Here is an 18898-nt window from a genome sequence, read left to right on the forward strand (position 1 = left end):
GCCGAGCTGGCCGCCGCCGCCCTGGCCTGGGCCGAGCCGGTGCTGGCCGCCGGCGCCACGCCGCTGGTCTATGCCACCGCCGCACCGCAGGCCGTGCAAACCGCCCAGGCCCGCCTGGGCGTGCACGAGGCCGGCGCCCAGGTGGAGGCCACGCTGGCCGCCGTGGCCGCCGGCCTGGTGGCACGCGGCGTGCGGCAACTGGTGGTGGCCGGCGGTGAAACCTCCGGCGCCTGCGTGCAGGCGCTGCAGGTGAGCCAGCTGCGCATCGGCGCGCAGATCGACCCCGGCGTGCCCTGGTGCCATGCCCACAGCCCGGTGGCCGGTGGCGCGGGCCTGCGCATCGCGCTCAAGTCCGGCAACTTTGGGGGTGAAGACTTCTTCACCCGCGCCTTTGTGCGGGCGGCAGAGGCCGACGCGGCGCTGGCAAACCTGGCATCGGGCATGGCCGCATGACAACCCACGCCACCGAGAACGCCCTGCGCGAGCAGGTGTGCGCCGTGGGCGCCAGCCTGTTCCAGCGCCGGCTGGTGCACGCCACCGCCGGCAACCTCAGTGTTCGCCTGCCCGACGGCTACCTCATCACCCCCACCGACGCCTGCCTGGGCAGCCTGGACCCCGCCCGCCTGGCCAAGGTGGGGCCCGACGGCGTTCAGCTCAGCGGCGACCGCGCCAGCAAAACCCTGGTGCTGCACCGCCGCATTTACGCCGCCGCGCCGCAGGCCGGCTGCGTGCTGCACACCCACTCCACCCACCTGGTGGCGCTGACGCTGCAGGGCGTGTGGCGCCCGGCCGCCATCCTGCCGCCGCTCACGCCGTACTCGGTGATGAAGGTCGGCCCGGTGCCGCTCATCCCCTACCACCGCCCCGGCGACCCGCGTGTGGGCGATCTGGTGGCCCAGGCCATCACCCGCGCCGCCGCGCAGGGCGTGACCCTGCAAGCCGTGATGCTGGACCGCCTGGGCCCCAATGTGTGGGCCGACACCCCCGCTGCCGCCATGGCCCGGCTGGACGAACTGGAGGAAACCGCCCAGCTCTGGCTGCTGGGCGGCCGCGCCGGCACCGGGCTGGACGCCGCCGCGCTGGACGAACTGCGCCAGGCCTTTGGCGCGCACTGGTGGCCCGGCAGCGGCGACCCGGGCGCGCTGGACCTGTGCGACGCCACCACCCCGGCCGACTGAGGACACCATGTCCAACGCCCCGCGCATCACCCTGATCCACGCCGTGCAGGTGGCCATGCCGCCCATCGAGGCCGCCCTGGCCCAGCTCTGGCCCCAAGCCCAAGCCGAGCACCTGCTGGACGCCGGCCTGAGCCCCGCCCTGGCCGCCGCCGGCCAGCTCACGCCCGCCCTGCACGCCCGCATCCACCGGCTCACCGCGCACGCCCTGGCCAACGGCAGCCACGGCGTGCTGTTCACCTGCTCGGCCTTTGGCCCGGCCATTGAGGCCGCTGCCGCTGCCCACGCCGCCCCGGTGCTCAAGCCCAACGCGGCCATGTTCGAGGCGGCCCTGGCCGCCGCACCGCCCGCCGGCGGCCGCTTGGTGATGTTGGCCACCTTCCCCAGCGCCGTGGCCTCCATGGAAGCAGAATTTCACGCCTTGTGCGCCGCCCAGGGCCGCACCGGCCTGCACCTGCACACCCTCTGCCTGCCCGAGGCCCTGGCCGCCGCCCAAGCCGGCCGCTGGGACGAGCACGACCAACGCCACCTGGCCGTACTGCCGCAACTGGCTGGGTTTGACGCCGTGCTGCTGGCCCACTTCTCCAACGCCGGCCTGCAAACCCGGCTGCAGGCGCTGCTGCCGGTGCCGGTCCTGGCCGCGCCGCAGGCGGCGGTGCAGGCGCTGCGGGCGCGGCTGGGGGGTTGAAGGGGCAGCGCGCCCTCAGGCCTGGGGCAGGGGCCAGTGCTGCGCCAAGGCCGCCAGCAAAGGCTGGTCGTTGGGGTGGGTGAGCACCTGCGGCAGTTGCGCCTGGGGCACCAACATCACCGCCTGGGTTTCCCAACCCATGTCCGCCGGGAGGCCGCCCACCCGCTCGGCCAAGTAGTAGCGGGTGTAGCTTTGCGAGCGCTTCAGGTCGATCAGGTGGGCCCGCAGGCGCACCTGCAGGCCAGACTCCTCAAAGGCCTCCACCAGCGCCGTGGCCTGCAGGCTGCGTCCGGCCTCCACCCGCCCCTTGGGGAAGGTGGCGCTGTAGCCGGCGAACTGGTTGCTGGGGGCCACCACCCAGAAGCGCCCATCCGGCTCGCGCACCACCACGCCGGCGGCCCGCTTGTAACCCGCCGGGGGCTGGAACGGGGGCTCGGCAATGGCATGCGCCTGGGCCAGTGCCTCCCAGCCGGCGGTGTGTTGCGGCGCCGCCCAGGCGGCCAGGGCCAGGCCGTTCAGCGTGGGCGGCAGCGGGCCGTCGGGCAGCACACAGGCCCGCGCGGCGGGATCGCCCCAGGTGGCCAGCGGTGTGGCCTGGCTGGGGTGTTTCAGCACCAGCGGCTGGCCGTGTTCATCGGGGCGCGGGTGCAGCACCGGGCCGGCTGGCGCGACCTTGAGGGGCACCGCCGGCTGGCCCGCGAACTTTGCGGGCTGGGTTTGCAACTGGTGCAGCACGTCCCACACCTCGTGGTACAGCCCGGCGCGGCCGTACCCTTGCACCTTGGCCACCGCGGACTTGAAGTTGCCGTAGGTCAGCGTCTGCACCAGCTTCACCATGGCCTGTTCCACCGCCGGACGCGGCGCCTGGGCGCGGAAGCGGTAGTCGTTGTGGCTGCTCTCTGAAATCTCGCCCAGCTCGGGCAGGTGCAGGGCGCGCAGTGATTCCAGGTCCGCGCGCACCCGGGCGCGCACGGTCAGGGTGTTGTGTGCCGCATCGCCCGGCTTTCGCACAATGCTGAAGAAACCGATGGGGGTGATCAACCACATGAGGCGCGTCCTTCCTGAGCTGTTGGATGTTCGGCGACCGCGTGGGGCGGTGCCGATATCGGCATTGGGCACCACCAGCTGGCCCAGGGTATGAGCCAGGGAATGGACGCTGCGGTGCTTGTGGCGCCCGCACCACGGCCCCGGCAAGGCCCTGCACCGGCCCCGGGGCTTGCTCAGGTATGCCCCTCGCCCCATAAAATACGGATGTATTCAATACAACCGTATTCCATAAGCCCATGCCTCGCCTTCCGCGCATTGACCGCCAGCAGGTGCTGGACGTGGCCGAAGCCATCGTCGTGCAGCACGGTGCCGGCCAACTGACCATTGACGCGGTGGCCCGCGCCGCCGGCATCACCAAGGGCGGGGTGCAGTCCTGCTTTGGCACCAAGGACCAATTGGTCACGGCGCTGCTGCAGCGCTGGGCCGGGGCCTGGGAGGCCGCCAAAGCCAGGGCAGCGATGCCAGCGGAGCCAGGAGCCGCACCGCTGACGCCGGTGCAGCAGCATGTGCGGGTCACGGCCACCGAAACCGCGCTCAACGCCCGCGCCGCCAGCCTGCTGGCCGCCGTGCTGCAGTCGCCCGCGCAGACCGAGTGGCTGCGCACCTGGTACGCCGAGCAACTGCTGCCCCTGGACCTGGGCACCGACGACGGCCGCCGCGCCCGCCTGGCCTTTCTGGCGACCGAAGGCGCGTTTTTGCTGCGTTACCTGGGCTTGGCGCGGTTTGACGACTCCCAGTGGCAAGACCTGTTTGCGGACCTTGAACGTTGCGCCCGGCCGGCAGGCGCCAGCCCGGCCATCGACGCCGGAGACACCGGCCCCACGGACAACACCCCGCAGGCGGCCGCATGAGCGGGAGCGCCTGGATCGGCACCTGGAGCGCCACGGGCCTGAGCTGGCTGTTCCTGGCCCTGGCGGGCGTGGCCGAGATCGGCTGGCCGGTGGGCCTGAAGCTGGCGCAAACCCCCGCCGGGCGCTGGCCCGGCACCGCGCTGGCCCTGGCCTGCCTGGGCGTGAGCGGCTGGCTGCTGTGGAAGGCGCAGCAGCACATCCCGCTGGGCACCGCCTACGCGGTGTGGACGGGCATTGGCGCGGCCGGCACCTTCGTGGTGGGCGTGCTGGTGTTTGGTGACGCGCTGACGCCGCTGCGGGCGCTGGGCGTGGGGCTGATCGTGGCTGGGGTGGTGGCGCTGAAGCTGGCGCATTGACGGGCGGCGGGTGAGCTGCCGGTCCGAGGTTGAGGGTTCAGGTGGCCGGTGATGCAGGTGTCGTTGTCCACCAGCAGCATGCGGTTGCCGCTTGCGCAGGGATAGCACGCCGTCATCTTGTTGCTGTTTTTGGAGAAGGCATCGTTGGGACTGGGGGCCACCAGAACGACGTGCACGCCCAGTTCGTCCAGAAATGACTTCAAGCCGACGGGCACCTCGCCCACCGCCAGCACCTCCATGCGGTGAGCCCGGGCATGGCGGTGCCATGTGGCCACCAGCAGCGCCGTCAGTTGGTTGAACTTGGTCCGCTGGGGGCGGGCATCAAAGACGGTGCGGATCGTGAGCATGGGAGGGAAAGGCATCGCGGGTGGCGGCACGGCGCGCGGCGCGCATCGGCCGGTCGTGCCTGCGCGCGCGCAGGGCGCAAAAGCGGGCACAGATGGGAGAGCTCCACGCCCACCCCTTCGGCGCTCATGTTACGGCGCGACTGACCTCACCCCGCGACGCCCCTTCAGAACCGGTAAAGCTGCGCCGGGTTGTCCACCATCAGGCGCTGCCAGGCGCCGGGCGGGCACCAGGCCTGCAGCGTGGCCAGGGTGGCGGCCAGGTCCGGTGTTTGGAAGGGTTCGATCGCCAGGGGGTCACGGGCGTCGCGCTGGGCGCCGCCGCTGGTGTGCGGCCAGTCCGAGCCCCACACCAGGCGCTCGGGCCAGCCGGCCAGCAGGGCTTGCACCCAGGGCGCCAGCGCCGGATGGCCGGGGCCGCCGTCAGCGCAGCGGTAAAAGGCCGAGAGCTTGACCCACACGGCGCCGCTGTCGAGCAGGCGGCGCAGCGCCTCCCACTGCCCAGCCCAGTCCGGCGAATGTGCCGCGCCGGGCTGACGCAGCAGGCCGCCCAGGTGGTCCAGCACCAAGGGCAGGCCCAGGGTGGGCTGGGCCTGGGCCAGCAGCGGCAGTAAGCTGGCCGCGCCATGCACCTGCAGGTGCCAGCCGCTGCCCTGCAGGGCCTGGCGGGCCTGGTCCAGCGCAGCCAGCACCCGCGCCGGCTCGCGCTGGTGGGCCACCTCGAAGTTCAGGCGCAGGCCACGCACGCCTTGCGACCCCATCGTCCCGAGCGCCTGGGCCGTGGGGGCGCCGCCTGCCAGGTCCAGCACCACCACGCCCCGGGCGCGTTCCGGGCCCAGCGCCTGGATGGCCCGCAGCAGGGCGCGGTTGTCTGCGCCGTACACGCTGGGCTGCACCAGCACCACACGCCCCAGCCCCAGCCGCTGCAGGTGGACCTGCAGCGCCGGCACCGGGGCGGCCGCCGGGGTGTAGCGGCGCTGGGGGTCATAGGGCACGGCCTCGGGGTCGAAGATGTGCACATGGGTGTCGGTGGCCAGGGCAGGCAGGGTGAGCGGCGGGACAGGCGTGGGCAGTGCGGACATGGCGGGGCGTGGCGTCAAGGGGTCGCGGGCTTGGGCCGGGCGGTGGGAAAGGCACCCGGCCCCGGGGCTCAATCCGGCGTGATGTTGCGCGCCTTGATGAGCTGGCCCCAGCGCTGGGTTTCGCTCTGGATCAGGCGGGCAAAGTCCTCCGGCGTGCCGCCACCCACCACGTTGCCGGGCTCGGTGATGCGCTTGGCCAGGTCGGGCTCCTTGAGGGCCTGGTTGATGGCCTGGTTGAGCTTGGCCACCACGGCCGGCGGCGTGCCCTTGGGCGCCACCACGCCAAACCAGTTGGAGATGACCATGTCGTTCACACCCAGCTCGGCGAAGGTGGGCACGTCGGGCAGCGAGGGCACGCGCTTGTCGTGCGCCACGGCCAGGGCGCGCATCTTGGCCGGCTGCGATTTCAGGTAGCCCAGGGACGAGGGCACCATCTCGAACATGTAGTCCACGGTGCCGCCCAGCAGGTCGTTGATGGCCGGGCCGCCGCCCCGGTAGGGGATGTGGATGGTGTCGATGCCGGTGAGCACCTGCAGGCTCTCGCCCGCCAGGTGGAAGGAGCCGCCCGAGCCGGCCGAGGCATAGCTCATCTTGCCGGGCGCGGCCTTGGCGGCGGCCAGCAGCTCCTTGAGGCTCTTGTGGGGCGAGCGATCGGCACTCACCACCAGCACCAGCGGGCCGCGCTCAATCAACGCCACCGGGATCAGGTCCTTCTGCGGATCGAAGGGGATCCGGGGGAACAGGGACTTGTTGACCGCCAGCGGCGCCAGGTTGCCGATGCCGAGGGTGTGGCCATCGGGCGTGGCCCGGGCGATGAAGTCGGTGCCGATGTTGCCGTTGCCGCCGGGCTTGTTGTCCACGATCACCGTCTTGCCCAGGATGTTGCTGAGCTTGTCGGCCAGTTGCCGGGCGCGGGTGTCAGAACTGCCACCGGCCGCGTAGGGCACGATGAGGGTGATGGTCTTGCTGGGCCAGTCGGCACCGGCGGCTGGGGCTTGCGCCTGGGCTGCAGGGGCCAGCAGCCAGGCGCCGGCGGCAACGGTGGCCGCCAGGGCTTGGCGGCGGCGTGCGGACACCGGGTGGGCGGTAGAGGTGCGGGTCATCGGGAATCTCCTGGAGGGCCGCAAAGGCCGAGAGGGCGCGCCGGGCCAGCCGGCGCAGTCAGGTCACGGACAGGGGCGGCGCTCAGAAGCGGTGGCGCACGCCCAGGCTGGAGCCGGCGGCGGCCTCCCGGGTGCCCATGAAGTCAGGCTGGCTGGTGGTGCCGGTCAGGGTGTTGCGGTCCAGCAGCATGTACACATCGGTGGTGCGGTGCAGCTGGTGGATCAGGCCCAGGGTGGTGGACGTGCGGGTGCCTGCCTTGGCGCCGCTCTGGGTGTCCTTGATGAGGGCGGTGGTGACGGTGGTGGCCGGGCTCAGGCGCCAGTTCAGGCCCAGGCTGCGCACCTTGTGGTCGCTGGCGGTGGAGGCGTCGTCATGGCGCTTCATCCAGCCCAGGAAGACCTTGGCCGGGCCGAAGCTGGCGTTGCCGCCGGCGCCGGTGATCTCGCGGGTGGTGGCGCCGTCGGCGCTGGTGATGTCCTGGCGGTAGGCCAGCACTTCAAAGGCGCTGGCCTTGTAGGCCAGGCCCAGGCCGCGGCCCTTGCCGGCCTGCTCGTCCAGGCTGGCGGCGGCCAGCACCTCCACCGGGCCGAAGGTGTTGCCATAGCGCAGCATATTGTCTTGGCGCGCGACGTGGTGGCCGGAGTAGACCGACAGGGCGTCGGCGTTGGCGTTGCCCTGGGCCTGGAAACGGCCCGACAGGGTGTGGGCCACGGTGTACTGGCGGCCCAGGCTGAGGGTGCCGGCGGCGGTGTGCGACAGGCTCAAGGACACCTCGCGGCCAAACAGGCGGCCCGAAGGGGCGGCGGCGTTGCCGTTGTTGCCGCTGGCGGTGGACTGCTGCGACACGCCGGTCGAGGGGTCGTAGCCGGCCTCCAGCAAGAAGGCGGCACTCAGGCCATCGCCCAGGTCTTGGGTGCGGCGCAGGCCAAAGCGAGAGGAGGTGTAGGCGCCGTCGGTCAGCGAGTTCTGGGCAGAGCCGTCGGCGCGGACGTTGGAGGCGTGGCGCACGGTGAGGTCCAACAGGCCGTAGACGGTGGTGCCGGCAGCGGCGCCGGCCTGGGCCTGGGCGGCCAGCGGGGCGGCGGCCATCAGGGCCAGGGCGGTGGCCTGGCGGCAAGCCACCCGCAGGCCCGACATACCCATCATTTCAGTGGAGCTGTGGGCGGCGGTCTGGAAGGTCATGAAGATGTCTCCTGTGGTGGTGTGAGCGAGAAAAAAGGGGGTCCGGCCCTGACTCGCCGGACCCCGCAAAGAAGCCCCTGGAGGCCCCGGAAGAAAACGCGATGGATCAGTCCGGCTGGATCTGGGCCTTGCGGATGAGCTGGCCCCAGCGGGCCACCTCGGCGTGCAGGAACTGGTCGAACTGCGCGCGTGGCTGCGGCGCGGGCTCAGCGCCGATCTCGGCCAGACGGGCCTTGACGTCGTCGGCGGCCAGGGCGCGCAGCACCTCGCGGTGCAGCTTGTCCAGGATGGGCGCGGGCGTCTTGGCCGGGGCCGAGAGGCCCACCCAGTGCACCAGCTGGTAGTCGGGCAGGCCAGCCTCGGCAAAGGTGGGCACGTCCGGCAGGCGGGCCAGGCGCTTGGCACCGCTGACGGCCAGGGCCTTGACCCGGCCGCTCTGCAGGAAGGGGCCGCCGGCGGCGATGCTGTCGACCAGCAGGTCGATCTCGCCGCCCATCAGCGCGGTGATGGCCTGGCCGCCCCCCTTGTAGGGCACATGCTGCATCTGCACGCCGGCCTGAACCTCCAGCAGGGCGCTGGCCAGGTGCGAGGTGCTGGCCGCCCCGCCGCTGCCGAAGTTGATGCGGTTGGGCTGGGCCTTGGCGGCGGCCAGCAAGGCCGGCAGCGACTTGTGCGCCCCGCCGGCCGGCACCATGGCCACGATAGGGCTCTCGGCCACCTTGGTGATGCCGGCAAAGTCCTTGAGCGTGTCAAAGCTCAGCTTGCTGCCATACAGCGCGGGGGCGGTGACAAAGGGCGCGCTGTTGAACAGCAGGGTGTGGCCATCGGCCGCTGCCTTGGCCACCGCAGCCGTGCCGATGGTGCCACCCGCCCCGGGCCGGTTCTCCACCAGCACCTGCTGGCCCAGCTGGGTGCTGAGCTTGGCGGCCAGGAGGCGGGCCATCACGTCGTTGGGGCCGCCAGGGGCAAAGGCCACGACCAGGGTGACGGGCTTGGACGGGTAGGCGGCAGCGGCATCGGCCGCCCAAGTGGCCGGCGCGGTGGCCAGCAGGCCCAGGGCCAGTCCCGCCAGGGCGCGGCGCCGCAGGGAGGGGAAGAAGTGTCGGGTCACGGCCGTCTCCAATGAGGTCTCACAAGAGCCAATATTGTATTAAGGCATTGTTTGATACATTTATAGGGGTTTGCACTGCGGCATGACGCAGAACAACAAGACCTCTCCACCAGACCGTCGCCGGTGTCTGCGCCCCCCACCCGGACCGCCCCCTTTCCGCCTCCCTGCCCGCCTGACCATGCCCCCACCCCCTCCGCCCCACCCCCACCGCCGCTACGCCTACGTGGGCTGCCGCACCACCCGAGAACGCAACGCCCGAGGTGAAGGCCTTTCGGTCTTCGCCCTGGACGAACAAGGCACCCTGCGGCCGGTGCAGCAGCTGCGCGGCCTGGTCAACCCGTCTTACCTGGTGCTCAACCGCGCCGGCACCCGGCTGTACGCGGTGCACGGCGACCAGCAGGAAGTCAGCGCCTTTGCGGTGGATCGGATAACGGGTGAATTGCACTTTCTCAACCAACAGGACACACAAGGCCGCAACCCGGTACACCTGGCGCTCTCGCCCGACGAGGGGGTGCTGGTGGTGGTCAACCACCTGGGCGCCAGCCTGGCGGTGCTGCCGCTGGACGCCGACGGGCGACTGGCCCCCCTGGCCCAGCTGCAGCCGGTGCAGGGCCCGGTGGGCCCGCACCGCGCGGAGCAGACGCAGCCCAAGCCGCACTTCGTGGCCTTCACCCCCGGGGGCGAGAGCCTGCTGGTGCCCGACAAAGGCACCGACCGCGTGCTCTGCCTGCGCATGCGCCAGGGCGCCCTGCTGCCCCGCCTGCTGGACCAGACGGGGCTGCGCGCCGGCGCCGGCCCGCGCCACCTGGTCCACCACCCGCAGCAGCCCTGGAGCTATGTGGTCAACGAGCTGGATTCCACCGTCACCGCCTGCCGGCGTGAGGGCGCGGCCGGTCTGCTGCGCCCCTTTCAGTGGCACACCACCCTGCCCGACGACTTTCTGGGCGACAGCCGCGCCGCCGCCATCGCGCTGGACGCCAACGGCCGCACGCTCTACGCCAGCAACCGGGGCCACGACAGCATCGCGGTGTTCGAGGTGGACCCGGCCAGCGGCCGGCTGCGCTGGCGCCAGGCCCAGTCCACCGGCGGCCGAACGCCGCGGGCCTTCACCCTCTCGCCCTGCGGGCGCTGGCTGTTCGCCCTGAATGAAGACAGCCACACCATCGCCCGCCTGCCGGTGGACCCGGCCACTGGCACGCTGGGCGCGCCTGAGGCGCACACCGAGACCGGCAGCCCCACCTGCCTGGTGTTTGCGCCCTGAGCTCACGCCACGGCCCCGACCGCCCACCAGCTGCGGGTGTTGCAGAACTCGCGCAGGCCGGCGGCGGCCAGCTCGCGGCCGTAGCCGCTCTTCTTGGTGCCGCCAAAGGGCAGGCGGGCATCGCTGGCGGTCACGGCGTTGATGAACACCGCGCCGGTGGTCAGGCCCTGGGCCAGTTGGCGCGCACGCTCAGTGCTGCCGCTCCACACGCTCACGCTCAGGCCAAAGGGCGTGGCGTTGGCCAGCGCCTGGGCATGGACGTCGTCTTGCGCCACGGCAATGGCCGCGGCCGGGCCAAAGGTCTCTTCGTCAAACACCGCCATGCCCGGCTGCGCGCCGGCAATGACCGTGGGGGCGAAGTAGCAGCCCGCGCCCGGCAGCGCTTGCCCACCGGCCAGCAACTGCCCGCCGGCGGCCACCGACTGCGCGATCTGCCGCGCCAGCGCGTCGCGCAGGTCGGCGCGGGCCAGCGGGCCCACCTGCGTGGCCGGGTCGGTGGGGTCGCCCACCACCAGGGCCTGGGTGCCGCGCACAAAGGCGTCGGTGAAGGCCTGGGCCACACCGGCCGAGACGATGAAGCGCTTGGCGCACACGCAGCTCTGGCCGGCGTTGTGAAAGCGCGCCTTCACGGCGGCGGCCGCAGCGGCCTGCACATCCGCATCGTCCAGCACGATGAAGGCGTCCGAGCCGCCCAGCTCCAGCACCGACTTCTTGCTGGCCCGGCCGGCGGCCGCGCCCACCGCGGCACCGACGCGGTTGGAGCCGGTGAGGGTGACGGCGGCGATGCGGTCATCGGCGATCAGGCGCTCGATGGTGGCGGGCACGGCGGGCTCGGCCACCACCAGCGTGGTGACCAGGTGCGCAGGAAAGCCCGCGTCCACAAACAGCTGCTGCAGCGCCAGGGCACAGCCGGTGACGTTGGGCGAGTGCTTGAGCAGCACGCCGTTGCCGGCGGCCAGGCTGGGAATGGCAAAGCGCATGACCTGCCAGACGGGGAAGTTCCAGGGCATGACGGCCAGCACCAGGCCGATGGGCTCGTGGGCCACCCAGGCCTGCACAGGCGGCTGCATGCCAGCGATCTCCACCGGCTCGTCGGCCAGCAGGCGCGGGGCCTGGGCCACGTAGTACAGGGCGGTGACGGCGGACTTCTCCATCTCGCCGGCGGCCTCGGCCAGGGGCTTGCCCATCTCGGCCGTCACCAGGGCGGCGAAGGTGTCCTTCTGGGCACGCAGGGCGGCGGCCAGGCGCTCCAGCGTGGCCAGGCGCAGTGCCAAAGGCTGGCGGCCCCAGGCCAGGGCGGCGGCGTGGGCCAGGGCCACGGCCTGCTCGATCTGCGCCGGGCTCTGGCTGGGGTAGTGGGCCAGCACCGCACCCGTGGCGGGGTTGAGGGTGGTGATGGTGTCGGGCGTGTCGGGGGTTTGGGCGGTGTCGGTCATGGAGGTCGGGACGGCGGTCATGGGGGCGGTCATGGAGACGTTTGGGGCGGCGTTCGGGCAAGGCTTCGCCCAACCGGGGCCGCAAGGGACGTCCGGGATCGGCAAAACAGGCGTGGGGGTGGCGGCAGGCCGTCCACCGCAGGCTGGACGGCTTAAGACCTCAGCGGATGCCGGGGGGGGCGGTGGCGCCGGCCTTCTCGCGGGCGGCGTCGCGCAGGTGCAGGCGCATGAAGTCGGCGGCGGCCTCGCGCTGGCCGGAGAGCAGCAGGTCGATCAGCGAGAGGTGCTCGCGGCAGCGGCGCACGGTGGCGGCCGGGTCCACGGCCTTGCGGTACTCCATCAGCCGGCGCAGCTGGTTCACGCGCTTGAGCGCGTCCACCATGAAGGCATTGCCGGAGAAGGCGGCGATCAGCTCGTGCAAGCGGGCGTTGGCGTCAAAGAGCTGGGCGGGCGAGGCCCAGGCGGCCGCGCCGTCCACCAGGGCCTGCTGCTCGGCGCGGCAGCGGCGCAGCGCGGCCTCGTCCAGCACCCAGGCGGGCTCCAGGATGGCGGCAGGCTCCACCAGGATGCGCAGGCGGTAGCCTTGGTCATAGGCCGCGCCGGTGCTGAGCGTGGGCAGAAAGCCCCAGCCGTTGCCGGGCAGGCGCTCCATCCAGCCCTCCTGCGCACAGCGGCGCAGCACGGCGGCCAGGCGCTGGCGGGTGACGTCGTAGCGACGCATCAGCTCGTTCTCGCTGCTGCGGTCGGGCAGCAGGCCGGCCAGGCGGTCTTCGGCAATGCGCAGGTAGAGCTGCTCGTCCTCCTGCGCCGGGGGCAGTGCGGCGGCCAGGGCCGGCAGCGCCAGGGCGCGCTGCACATCGGCCTGGCCGGTGGGCGCCGCACCGCCCACCCCGGCCGGGGTCTCGGCCGCCCAGGCCGTTGCCAAAGGCGCCAGCGCCGCCACGGCGTAGCCGCCCTCGGGCCGGGGCACGATCACCCCGCGCTGCGCCAGCTGCTGCATGGCCACTCGCACAGGGGTGCGGGAGACCTTGAAGCGCTCGGCAATGCTGCGCTCGGGCAGTGGCGTGCCTGCGGCCAGGGCCTCACCACGCAGCCAGGCTTCGATGCTGGCGGCCAGGGACTCGGAGATGTTGCGGGTCATGGCGGTCATTGTCGGATCCTGTGGGTGGGAGGCTGGCGAAGGGAAAGCGGCACGGGGTGTGGCGTGTCGTGGCGTCGGCCCGGTGCAGGTCAGAGCGCGGCGGCCACGGCCTGGGCAAAGGCTTGGCAGCCCAGCGGGCCGCCCAGGTCGGCGGTGCGGGTGGCAGGGTTCTCCAGCACGCGGTCCACGGCCTGGTCGATGGCACGGCCGGCGGCTTGGAAGGCCGGCAGGCCACGGCGCTCGCCCAGCCAGTCCAGCAGCATGGCCACGGAGAGGATCATGGAGCTGGGGTTGGCCTTGTCTTGGCCCTGGATGTCGGGGGCCGAGCCGTGCTGGGCCTGGGCGCAGCACAGCGCGTCACCCGCCATGACCGAGCCGGCCAGGCCCAGGCTGCCACTCAGCTCGCTGGCCAGGTCCGAGAGGATGTCGCCATAGAAGTTCTCGGCCACCAGCACGTCAAAGCGCTCGGGGTTGCGCACCAGGTAGGCGGTGCTGGCGTCCACCAGCAGGTCGTCCAGCTGCACGCCAGGGAACTCCTCACGCGCCACCTTGCGGGCCGATTCCAAAAACAGCCCGTCGGTCATGTGGAAGCTGTTGGCCTTGTGGATGACCGTGACCTTGCCACGGCGCTTGACGGCCAGCTCGCAGGCGCGGCGGGCGATGCGCTCGCTGCAGTGGCGGGTGATCTTGCGCACCGACAGGGCCATGTCCGGGCTGGGCATCATCTCGCCCCAGCCTTGGGCCATGTTGCGGTCGGGGTAGAAGCCTTCGGTGGCCTCGCGCATGATGACCAGGTCCATGGTCTTGCCCGGGCGCAGGTTGGAGGGCAAAAAGGCCCGGGTGCGCGCCGGGCGCACATTGGCGTACAGGTCCAGCCCCACGCGGAAGGCGGCCGAGATGTTGCGCCCGCCCTGCGACGGCGCCGGGTAGTCGGCATGCGACTGGGTGCCCAGGATCACGCCGTCAAAAGCGCGGGCGCCTTGCAGCACCTCCTCACGCAGCGTGGTGCCGTGCTTGTCCAGGCTGGCAAAACCGATGTCTTCGGTGTGGAACTGCAGGTCCAGGCCGTGGCGGGCGTCGGCGGCGCGCAGCACGGCCAGCGAGGCGTCAACAATCTCAGGGCCGATGCCGTCGCCGGGCAACACGAGGAACTTCATGGGGTGTCTTTCTGAAGAAGGAAGAGGGGAATGGAAAGCGTGAAAAGGGGCTGGCGGTGGGGACTGGCGGGCGCTCACTCCAGCGTGATGCCGGCCTTGCGGATGACCTGGCCCCAGCGGGTGGACTGGGATTTCATGAAATCGCCCAGCGCGGCGGGCGTGCCGCCCACGGGCACGGCGCCCAAGGCGTCCAGCCGGGCCACGATGGCCGGCTCCTTGAGCACGGCGTTGACCTCGGCGTTGAGCCACTGCACGGCAGCGGCCGGTGTGCCCGCTGGCGCCACCACGCCGTACCAGGCGGGCACATCAAAGTCGGCCATGCCTTGCTCGGCAAAGGTGGGCACCTGCGGCAAGTCTTTCAGCCGCTGCGAACCCGTCACGCCCAGCGCGCGGATCTTGCCGACTTTGAGGTGCGAGAGGGCCGAGGTGGCGGTGTCAAAAATCATGTCGATCTGGCCGCCGATCAGGTCCACCATGGCCGGGCCGCTGCCCTTGTAGGGCACATGGGTCAGGTCGGTCTGCGTTTGCTGCTGGAACAACTCGCCCGCCAGGTGCACCGAGGTGCCTGCCCCGCCCGAGCCAAAGTTCAGCTTGCCCGGCTTGGCCTTGGCGGCGGCGCGCAGGCCGGCCACGTCCTTGAGCACCGAGCCCGCCGGCACCACCAGCACCGTGGGCGCGGTGGCAATGTGCACCACCGGCACAAAGTCTTTCTCCGGCGCGTAGCGCAGCTTGGGGTAGAGGTGGGCGTTGACCGGCAGGGTGAACTGGCCCAGCAGCACGGTGTAGCCGTCGGCGCTGGCGCGGGCGGCGGCCTCGTGGCCAATGTTGGTGCCCGCGCCGCCGCGGTTGTCGATCACAAAGGTTTTGCCGGTGCGCTCGGTGATGCGGGTGGTGATGAGGCGGGCCACGTTGTCGCTGCCGCCGCCCACCGCGAAGGGCACGATGACGGTGATGGGCTTGGCCGGGTAGGCCTGGGCCCAGGCGGCGGGGGCAGCCAGGGCACCGAGCGCGGCGGTGGCCGTGGCCAGCAGCGCGTGTTGGCACAGCGTGCGTCGTTGCATGGACGTTGTCTCCGGGTGTTGGTGTGAGGTGAACCGCTGGGCCGCTGCGTGCACGGCCAGGCGCCGATCAGCCGTGATCAGCCGTGCTCGGCCGACACGAAGCGGGTGGCGCCGGTCTCGGTGAGGGTGCGGGTGGCGTCCAGCCGGGCGTAGATCCAGAGGATCTTCATGGGCTGGGTGTCCGACAGGTTGCGGAAGCGGTGCGACAGGCCGGCGGGCAGCCAGGTGGTGTCCAGCGGCTGCAGGCGCACTGGCTCGCGGCCTTCGATGTCCAGCATGGCCTCGCCCTCCAGCAGCACCACGCTCTCTTCGCAGTTGTGGCTGTGGAACGGAATCTTGGCGCCCGCCGCAAAGGTGGTGATGCCGTTGATGAAGCCCTGCGCCCCAATGCGCGGCCCCACCAGCGGGATGGTGGCGGCACCGCCGCCCCGGTCGTGGCTGCCGATGTCGGAGGGGCGCAGCACGGCGGGCTGCGGGGGGTGAGACGGGGCGATGGACATGGTGGGGCTCCGGAGGTGGCGACAAGACCGATACGTCTTGCTGCTTGGTTTTTTATGATGCCAAAGCGCCATTTTTACGCCATACGCAGAAACCACAAAACCAAAATTCGCGTCAACAGCATCGAAGAAGTGGTCTTTTGGAAACCCAAAGATCCAACTCCACACGCAAGCGCTTGACCCGATCGGTGTGATGGAATGTCCGCCGCCACGGCCAAGCGCCTCACGCCCTCATGCACCACGACCTCACCTCCCTGCAGCTCTTCGTCACCGTGGCCGAGTGCGGCAACCTCACCCGCGCGGCGGAGCGGGCGCACCTGGCCGTGTCGGCCATCAGCAAGCGCATGGCCGAGATGGAGGCACAGGCCGGCACGCCGCTGTTGCAGCGTTTTGCGCGCGGTGTGGGGCTGACGCCGGCAGGGCAGTCGCTGCTGCACCATGCGCGCCGGCTGCTGCAGGTCATGCGCGAGATGGACGCCGAGCTCACCGCGTACGCCAGCGGCATCAAGGGCCATGTGCGGCTGCAGGCGGTGGCCTCGGCGCTCACCCAGTTCTTGCCCGAGGAGATCGAGGGCTTTCTCTCGCGCTACCCGCAGGTGCAGCTTTCGGTGGAGGAGCGCACCAGCCGGGCGGTGGTGCGGGCGGTGGCCGAGGGCGCAGCCGACCTGGGCGTGATCACCGGCCACACCGCGCTGCAGGGCCTGACCGCCCTGCCCTACCACCGCGACCGCCTGGTGCTGGCCGTGCCGCCCGGCCATGCCCTGGCGCGCCGGCGCGGCGTGCGCCTGGCCGAGGCCCTGGCCTACCCGCTGGTGGGCCCGCAGCCCGGCAGCGCCCTGGCCCAGTTGCTGGAGGACGGCGCCCGCGCCGCCGGCCTGCCGCTGCCCCAACGGGTGCAGGCCAGCAGCTTTGAGGTGATGGCGCGCCTGGTGGAGGCCCGCCTGGGCGTGACCGTGCTGCCCGAGGGCACCGTGCGCCGCGCCGCCGAGGCGCGCCGCCTGCGCCTGGTGCCGCTGCGCGAGCCCTGGGCCGAGCGCCAGCTCATGCTGGTGGTGCGCGACCTGGACGAGTGCGGCCACATCGCGCGCACCTTCATCGAACACCTGCAGCGGGCGGCGGGCACCTGGGGGGTGGGGGCCGCAGAGGGTCCGGCAGCCGGCTGAACGGGGCGCTGGCAATGGCCAGCGTTCTCCAACCGGAAACGCTGGCATGGCCAGACTTCACTTCTCCGGCGGGGGGCGCCTGCCCAGAATGCCGCGGCATCAGGCCCGGTCAAGGGCCGCCACAAGGAGACATCCCCGTGAACACCCGCCGCTTGCTCGGCCGCACCCTGGTTGGCGTGGCCGCCTCGGTCTGCGCCGCAGGGTCTGCCCCCAGCTGGGCGCAAGACGCCTGGCCCACCAAACCCATCACCCTCGTGGTGCCCTTCTCCGCCGGTGGTGGCGTCGATGTGATGACGCGCCTGCTGGCCGACAAGCTGCGGGTCTCGCTCAAGCAGCCGGTGAACGTGGAGAACCGCGCCGGTGGCAGCGGCATGATCGGCGCCGTCTCGGTGGTGCGGGCGCCCGCCGATGGCCACACGCTGCTGATGGCCTCGGCCGGCGAGATCGCCATCAACCCGCACGTCTTCAAGGCCAAGATGCAGTACCAGCCCGAGAAGGACCTGGCGCCCATCACCTTGATGGTCAAGGTGCCCAATGTGCTGGTGGTCAACCCGCAGCTGCCCGTCAAAACCGTGGCCGAGCTGCTGGCGCATGCCAAGGCCCATCCGGGCAAAGTGAGCTACGGCAGCTCCGGGGTGGGCAACCCGCAGCACCTGGCCGGTGAGCTGCTGGAGCAGCTGAGCGGCGTGGGGCTGACCCACATCCCCTACCGCGGCGCGTCCAACCAGCTCACCGACACCGCCGGCGGCAACCTCGACTTCACCTTCGTGAGCCTGGGCGGTGCTCGGCCCTTCATCAAAGACGGCCGCGTGCGCGCCGTCGCCATGAGCAGCCCCGCCCGCACCCCGCTGGCGCCGGAGCTGCCCGCCATCGCCGAAACCAAGGGCCTGGAAGGCTACGCGCTGGAGAACTGGTTCGGGCTCTACGCCCCGGCGGCCACACCCGCGGCCGTGCAGGCCAAGCTCAACGCCGCCGTGAACGCCGCGTTGAAGGAGCCTGACCTGGCCAAGCGCCTGCAGGAGTTGGGCGGCGACCCGGCCCCGATGACACAAGACGCTTTCCGCGCCTTCATCAAGGCCGAATCGGCCCGCTTCGCCAAGATCGTCGAAGCCGCCCGCATCACGCCCGACAACTGAGCCCTGAAAGCCCCCCACCATGCAACGCCGCACCCTGCTGCAGGCCAGCGCCAGCGCCGCCCTGGCCCCCTTGGCCTCTTTGACCCCGTCCTCCGCCCACGCCCAATCCACCGCCTGGCCCGCCAAGCCCATTACCCTGGTGGTGGCCTTTGCGGCCGGGGGCAACAACGACCTGCGCGCCCGCCAACTGGGCGTGCCCGCCGCCGCCCTGCTGGGCCAGACCCTGGTGGTGGAGAACAAGCCCGGCGCCAGCGGCAACATCGGCCACGACTTCGTGGCCCGCGCCGCCGCCGACGGCTACACCCTGGGCATTGGCGCCATGGGCCCGCTGGCGGTGAACCCCTCGCTGTTCCCCAAGATGAGCTTCGATCCCGCCCAGGCCTTCGCGCCGGTGCTGCTGATCGAGAAGGCGCCCCTGGTGCTGGTGACCCGCGCGGACAAGCCCTTCCGCTCGGTCAAGGACGTGGTGGCGGCGGCCAAGGCCAAGCCCGGCGCGCTGACCCTGGGCAACGCCGGCAACGGCGGCGCGCACCACCTGGCCGGCGAGCTGTTCCAGGACGCGGCAGGCATCGACATGCTCTCGGTGCCCTACAAGGGTGGCGGCCCGGCCGCCGGCGCCCTGCTGGCCGGCGAGATCGACCTGATGTTCGAGCAGACCTACGCCGCCCTGCCCTCCATCCAGGCCGGCAAGACCCGCGCCCTGGCCGTCACCTCGGCCAAGCGCCTGCCCAGCCTGCCCGACGTGCCCACCCTGGCCGAGCTGGGCCACCCACAGGCCACGGTGAGCAACTGGCTGGGCCTGATCGCCCCCAAAGGCACGCCTGCGGCCGTCATCCAGCGCCTGAACGAGGTCTTCAACACCGTGCTGCGCCAACCCGATCTGGCCGCCAAGATCACCGGCCCGGGCAATGAGCTGGGCGGCGGCACCCCAGAGGAGTTCGCGGCCTTCATCGCCGCCGAGCGCACCCGCTGGGCCGCGCTCATCAAGGCCAAGGGCATCCGCCTGGAGTGATCCCCCCGCCGCGGCCACCGGCCACGGCTCACCCCATTCTTCCGGGTCCCACCAGAGGGACTTGTTCGGGCCCGCCCCACGGGGTCGGGCCATT

At 71.7% G+C, this 18898-nt stretch carries 19 protein-coding genes; 9 read left to right on the forward strand and 10 right to left on the reverse strand.

Features of this window, described 5'->3' with window-relative positions; genetic code table 11:
* The 3 genes from G3A44_RS18530 to G3A44_RS18540 all read left to right on the forward strand — a co-directional run.
* A partial coding sequence (locus G3A44_RS18530; RefSeq protein ID WP_310734412.1) for a nucleotide-binding domain containing protein occupies positions 1-453 on the forward strand: 453 nt, incomplete at its 5' end.
* Positions 450-1178: a class II aldolase/adducin family protein gene (locus G3A44_RS18535; protein WP_163459246.1), complete on the forward strand. Its 729-nt coding sequence runs from the start codon at positions 450-452 to the stop codon at positions 1176-1178. The genes G3A44_RS18530 and G3A44_RS18535, both read left to right, overlap by 4 nt.
* Before the next feature lie 7 nt (positions 1179-1185).
* Positions 1186-1863, forward strand: a complete 678-nt coding sequence (locus tag G3A44_RS18540) for an arylsulfatase (protein ID WP_163459247.1) — start codon at positions 1186-1188, stop codon at positions 1861-1863.
* Positions 1864-1878: 15 nt separating this feature from the next.
* On the opposite strand, the gene G3A44_RS18545 is transcribed toward G3A44_RS18540, so the two are convergent.
* Entirely contained in the window at positions 1879-2910 is a 1032-nt protein-coding gene (locus G3A44_RS18545) for an NUDIX hydrolase (protein ID WP_163459248.1), read from the reverse strand.
* Between the two features lie 236 nt (positions 2911-3146).
* Here G3A44_RS18545 and G3A44_RS18550 point away from each other — a divergent pair, with 236 nt between their 5' ends.
* Together G3A44_RS18550 and G3A44_RS18555 are read left to right on the forward strand one after the other, a co-directional pair.
* Positions 3147-3761 (forward strand): TetR/AcrR family transcriptional regulator, encoded by a 615-nt coding sequence (locus G3A44_RS18550; protein WP_163459249.1) that lies wholly within the window; start codon positions 3147-3149, stop codon positions 3759-3761.
* A complete protein-coding gene (locus tag G3A44_RS18555; RefSeq protein WP_239061960.1) occupies positions 3758-4117 on the forward strand; it encodes a DMT family transporter in 360 nt (119 codons plus the stop codon). Before G3A44_RS18550 ends, G3A44_RS18555 begins: the two co-directional genes overlap by 4 nt.
* A 511-nt stretch (positions 4118-4628) precedes the next feature.
* On the opposite strand, the gene G3A44_RS18560 is transcribed toward G3A44_RS18555, so the two are convergent.
* The 4 genes from G3A44_RS18560 to G3A44_RS18575 all read right to left on the reverse strand — a co-directional run bounded on the left by G3A44_RS18560 (position 4629) and on the right by G3A44_RS18575 (position 8940).
* Positions 4629-5543 (reverse strand): amidohydrolase family protein, encoded by a 915-nt coding sequence (locus G3A44_RS18560; RefSeq protein ID WP_163459250.1) that lies wholly within the window; start codon positions 5541-5543, stop codon positions 4629-4631.
* A gap of 68 nt (positions 5544-5611) precedes the next feature.
* Positions 5612-6646, reverse strand: coding sequence for a Bug family tripartite tricarboxylate transporter substrate binding protein (locus tag G3A44_RS18565; RefSeq protein ID WP_163459251.1), 1035 nt, complete (start codon positions 6644-6646; stop codon positions 5612-5614).
* Positions 6647-6728: 82 nt separating this feature from the next.
* Complete coding sequence (locus G3A44_RS18570; RefSeq protein ID WP_163459252.1) at positions 6729-7829, reverse strand: porin; 1101 nt, start codon at positions 7827-7829, stop codon at positions 6729-6731.
* Positions 7830-7935: 106 nt separating this feature from the next.
* Positions 7936-8940 carry a tripartite tricarboxylate transporter substrate binding protein gene (locus G3A44_RS18575; protein WP_310734413.1) on the reverse strand — a complete coding sequence of 335 codons (1005 nt, stop codon included), beginning with the start codon at positions 8938-8940 and terminating at the stop codon, positions 7936-7938.
* A 178-nt stretch (positions 8941-9118) separates the two neighbouring features.
* On the opposite strand from G3A44_RS18575, the gene G3A44_RS18580 reads away from it, so the two are divergent.
* Entirely contained in the window at positions 9119-10201 is a 1083-nt protein-coding gene (locus G3A44_RS18580) for a lactonase family protein (protein ID WP_163459253.1), read from the forward strand.
* 2 nt (positions 10202-10203) lie between these two features.
* On the opposite strand, the gene G3A44_RS18585 is transcribed toward G3A44_RS18580, so the two are convergent.
* From G3A44_RS18585 to G3A44_RS18605, 5 genes are all read right to left on the reverse strand, one after another.
* Positions 10204-11670, reverse strand: a complete 1467-nt coding sequence (locus G3A44_RS18585) for an aldehyde dehydrogenase family protein (RefSeq protein WP_239061961.1) — start codon at positions 11668-11670, stop codon at positions 10204-10206.
* A gap of 127 nt (positions 11671-11797) precedes the next feature.
* The gene (locus G3A44_RS18590) at positions 11798-12778 is read right to left on the reverse strand and encodes a GntR family transcriptional regulator (RefSeq protein WP_163459254.1); all 981 of its coding nucleotides are present in this window, start codon (positions 12776-12778) and stop codon (positions 11798-11800) included.
* A gap of 89 nt (positions 12779-12867) precedes the next feature.
* Entirely contained in the window at positions 12868-13935 is a 1068-nt protein-coding gene (locus tag G3A44_RS18595; RefSeq protein WP_163459255.1) for an isocitrate/isopropylmalate dehydrogenase family protein, read from the reverse strand.
* 74 nt (positions 13936-14009) lie between these two features.
* Positions 14010-14996, reverse strand: a complete 987-nt coding sequence (locus G3A44_RS18600) for a Bug family tripartite tricarboxylate transporter substrate binding protein (protein WP_163459256.1) — start codon at positions 14994-14996, stop codon at positions 14010-14012.
* A 77-nt stretch (positions 14997-15073) separates the two neighbouring features.
* Complete coding sequence (locus G3A44_RS18605) at positions 15074-15496, reverse strand: cupin domain-containing protein (RefSeq protein ID WP_163459257.1); 423 nt, start codon at positions 15494-15496, stop codon at positions 15074-15076.
* 230 nt (positions 15497-15726) lie between these two features.
* On the opposite strand from G3A44_RS18605, the gene G3A44_RS18610 reads away from it, so the two are divergent.
* The 3 genes from G3A44_RS18610 (at position 15727) to G3A44_RS18620 (ending at position 18804) form a co-directional block, all read left to right on the forward strand.
* Positions 15727-16656 carry a LysR substrate-binding domain-containing protein gene (locus G3A44_RS18610; protein WP_163459258.1) on the forward strand — a complete coding sequence of 310 codons (930 nt, stop codon included), beginning with the start codon at positions 15727-15729 and terminating at the stop codon, positions 16654-16656.
* Positions 16657-16793: 137 nt separating this feature from the next.
* A complete protein-coding gene (locus G3A44_RS18615) occupies positions 16794-17792 on the forward strand; it encodes a Bug family tripartite tricarboxylate transporter substrate binding protein (RefSeq protein WP_310734414.1) in 999 nt (332 codons plus the stop codon).
* A gap of 19 nt (positions 17793-17811) precedes the next feature.
* On the forward strand, positions 17812-18804 hold the full coding sequence (locus G3A44_RS18620) for a Bug family tripartite tricarboxylate transporter substrate binding protein (RefSeq protein WP_163459260.1): 993 nt from the start codon (positions 17812-17814) through the stop codon (positions 18802-18804).
* Positions 18805-18898: the final 94 nt, after the last annotated feature.

It is taken from the genome of Ideonella livida (assembly GCF_010499455.1).
GTDB classification, from domain to species: domain Bacteria; phylum Pseudomonadota; class Gammaproteobacteria; order Burkholderiales; family Burkholderiaceae_C; genus Ideonella; species Ideonella livida.

Coding starts and splice junctions, on each gene's coding strand:
- G3A44_RS18535 (WP_163459246.1), top strand. CDS start 450: ATGACAACCCACGCCACCGAGAACGCCCTGCGCGAGCAGGTGTGCGCC.
- G3A44_RS18540 (WP_163459247.1), top strand. CDS start 1,186: ATGTCCAACGCCCCGCGCATCACCCTGATCCACGCCGTGCAGGTGGCC.
- G3A44_RS18545 (WP_163459248.1), bottom strand. CDS start 2,910: ATGTGGTTGATCACCCCCATCGGTTTCTTCAGCATTGTGCGAAAGCCG.
- G3A44_RS18550 (WP_163459249.1), top strand. CDS start 3,147: ATGCCTCGCCTTCCGCGCATTGACCGCCAGCAGGTGCTGGACGTGGCC.
- G3A44_RS18555 (WP_239061960.1), top strand. CDS start 3,758: ATGAGCGGGAGCGCCTGGATCGGCACCTGGAGCGCCACGGGCCTGAGC.
- G3A44_RS18560 (WP_163459250.1), bottom strand. CDS start 5,543: ATGTCCGCACTGCCCACGCCTGTCCCGCCGCTCACCCTGCCTGCCCTG.
- G3A44_RS18565 (WP_163459251.1), bottom strand. CDS start 6,646: ATGACCCGCACCTCTACCGCCCACCCGGTGTCCGCACGCCGCCGCCAA.
- G3A44_RS18570 (WP_163459252.1), bottom strand. CDS start 7,829: ATGACCTTCCAGACCGCCGCCCACAGCTCCACTGAAATGATGGGTATG.
- G3A44_RS18580 (WP_163459253.1), top strand. CDS start 9,119: ATGCCCCCACCCCCTCCGCCCCACCCCCACCGCCGCTACGCCTACGTG.
- G3A44_RS18585 (WP_239061961.1), bottom strand. CDS start 11,670: ATGACCGCCCCCATGACCGCCGTCCCGACCTCCATGACCGACACCGCC.
- G3A44_RS18590 (WP_163459254.1), bottom strand. CDS start 12,778: ATGACCCGCAACATCTCCGAGTCCCTGGCCGCCAGCATCGAAGCCTGG.
- G3A44_RS18595 (WP_163459255.1), bottom strand. CDS start 13,935: ATGAAGTTCCTCGTGTTGCCCGGCGACGGCATCGGCCCTGAGATTGTT.
- G3A44_RS18600 (WP_163459256.1), bottom strand. CDS start 14,996: ATGCAACGACGCACGCTGTGCCAACACGCGCTGCTGGCCACGGCCACC.
- G3A44_RS18605 (WP_163459257.1), bottom strand. CDS start 15,496: ATGTCCATCGCCCCGTCTCACCCCCCGCAGCCCGCCGTGCTGCGCCCC.
- G3A44_RS18610 (WP_163459258.1), top strand. CDS start 15,727: ATGCACCACGACCTCACCTCCCTGCAGCTCTTCGTCACCGTGGCCGAG.
- G3A44_RS18620 (WP_163459260.1), top strand. CDS start 17,812: ATGCAACGCCGCACCCTGCTGCAGGCCAGCGCCAGCGCCGCCCTGGCC.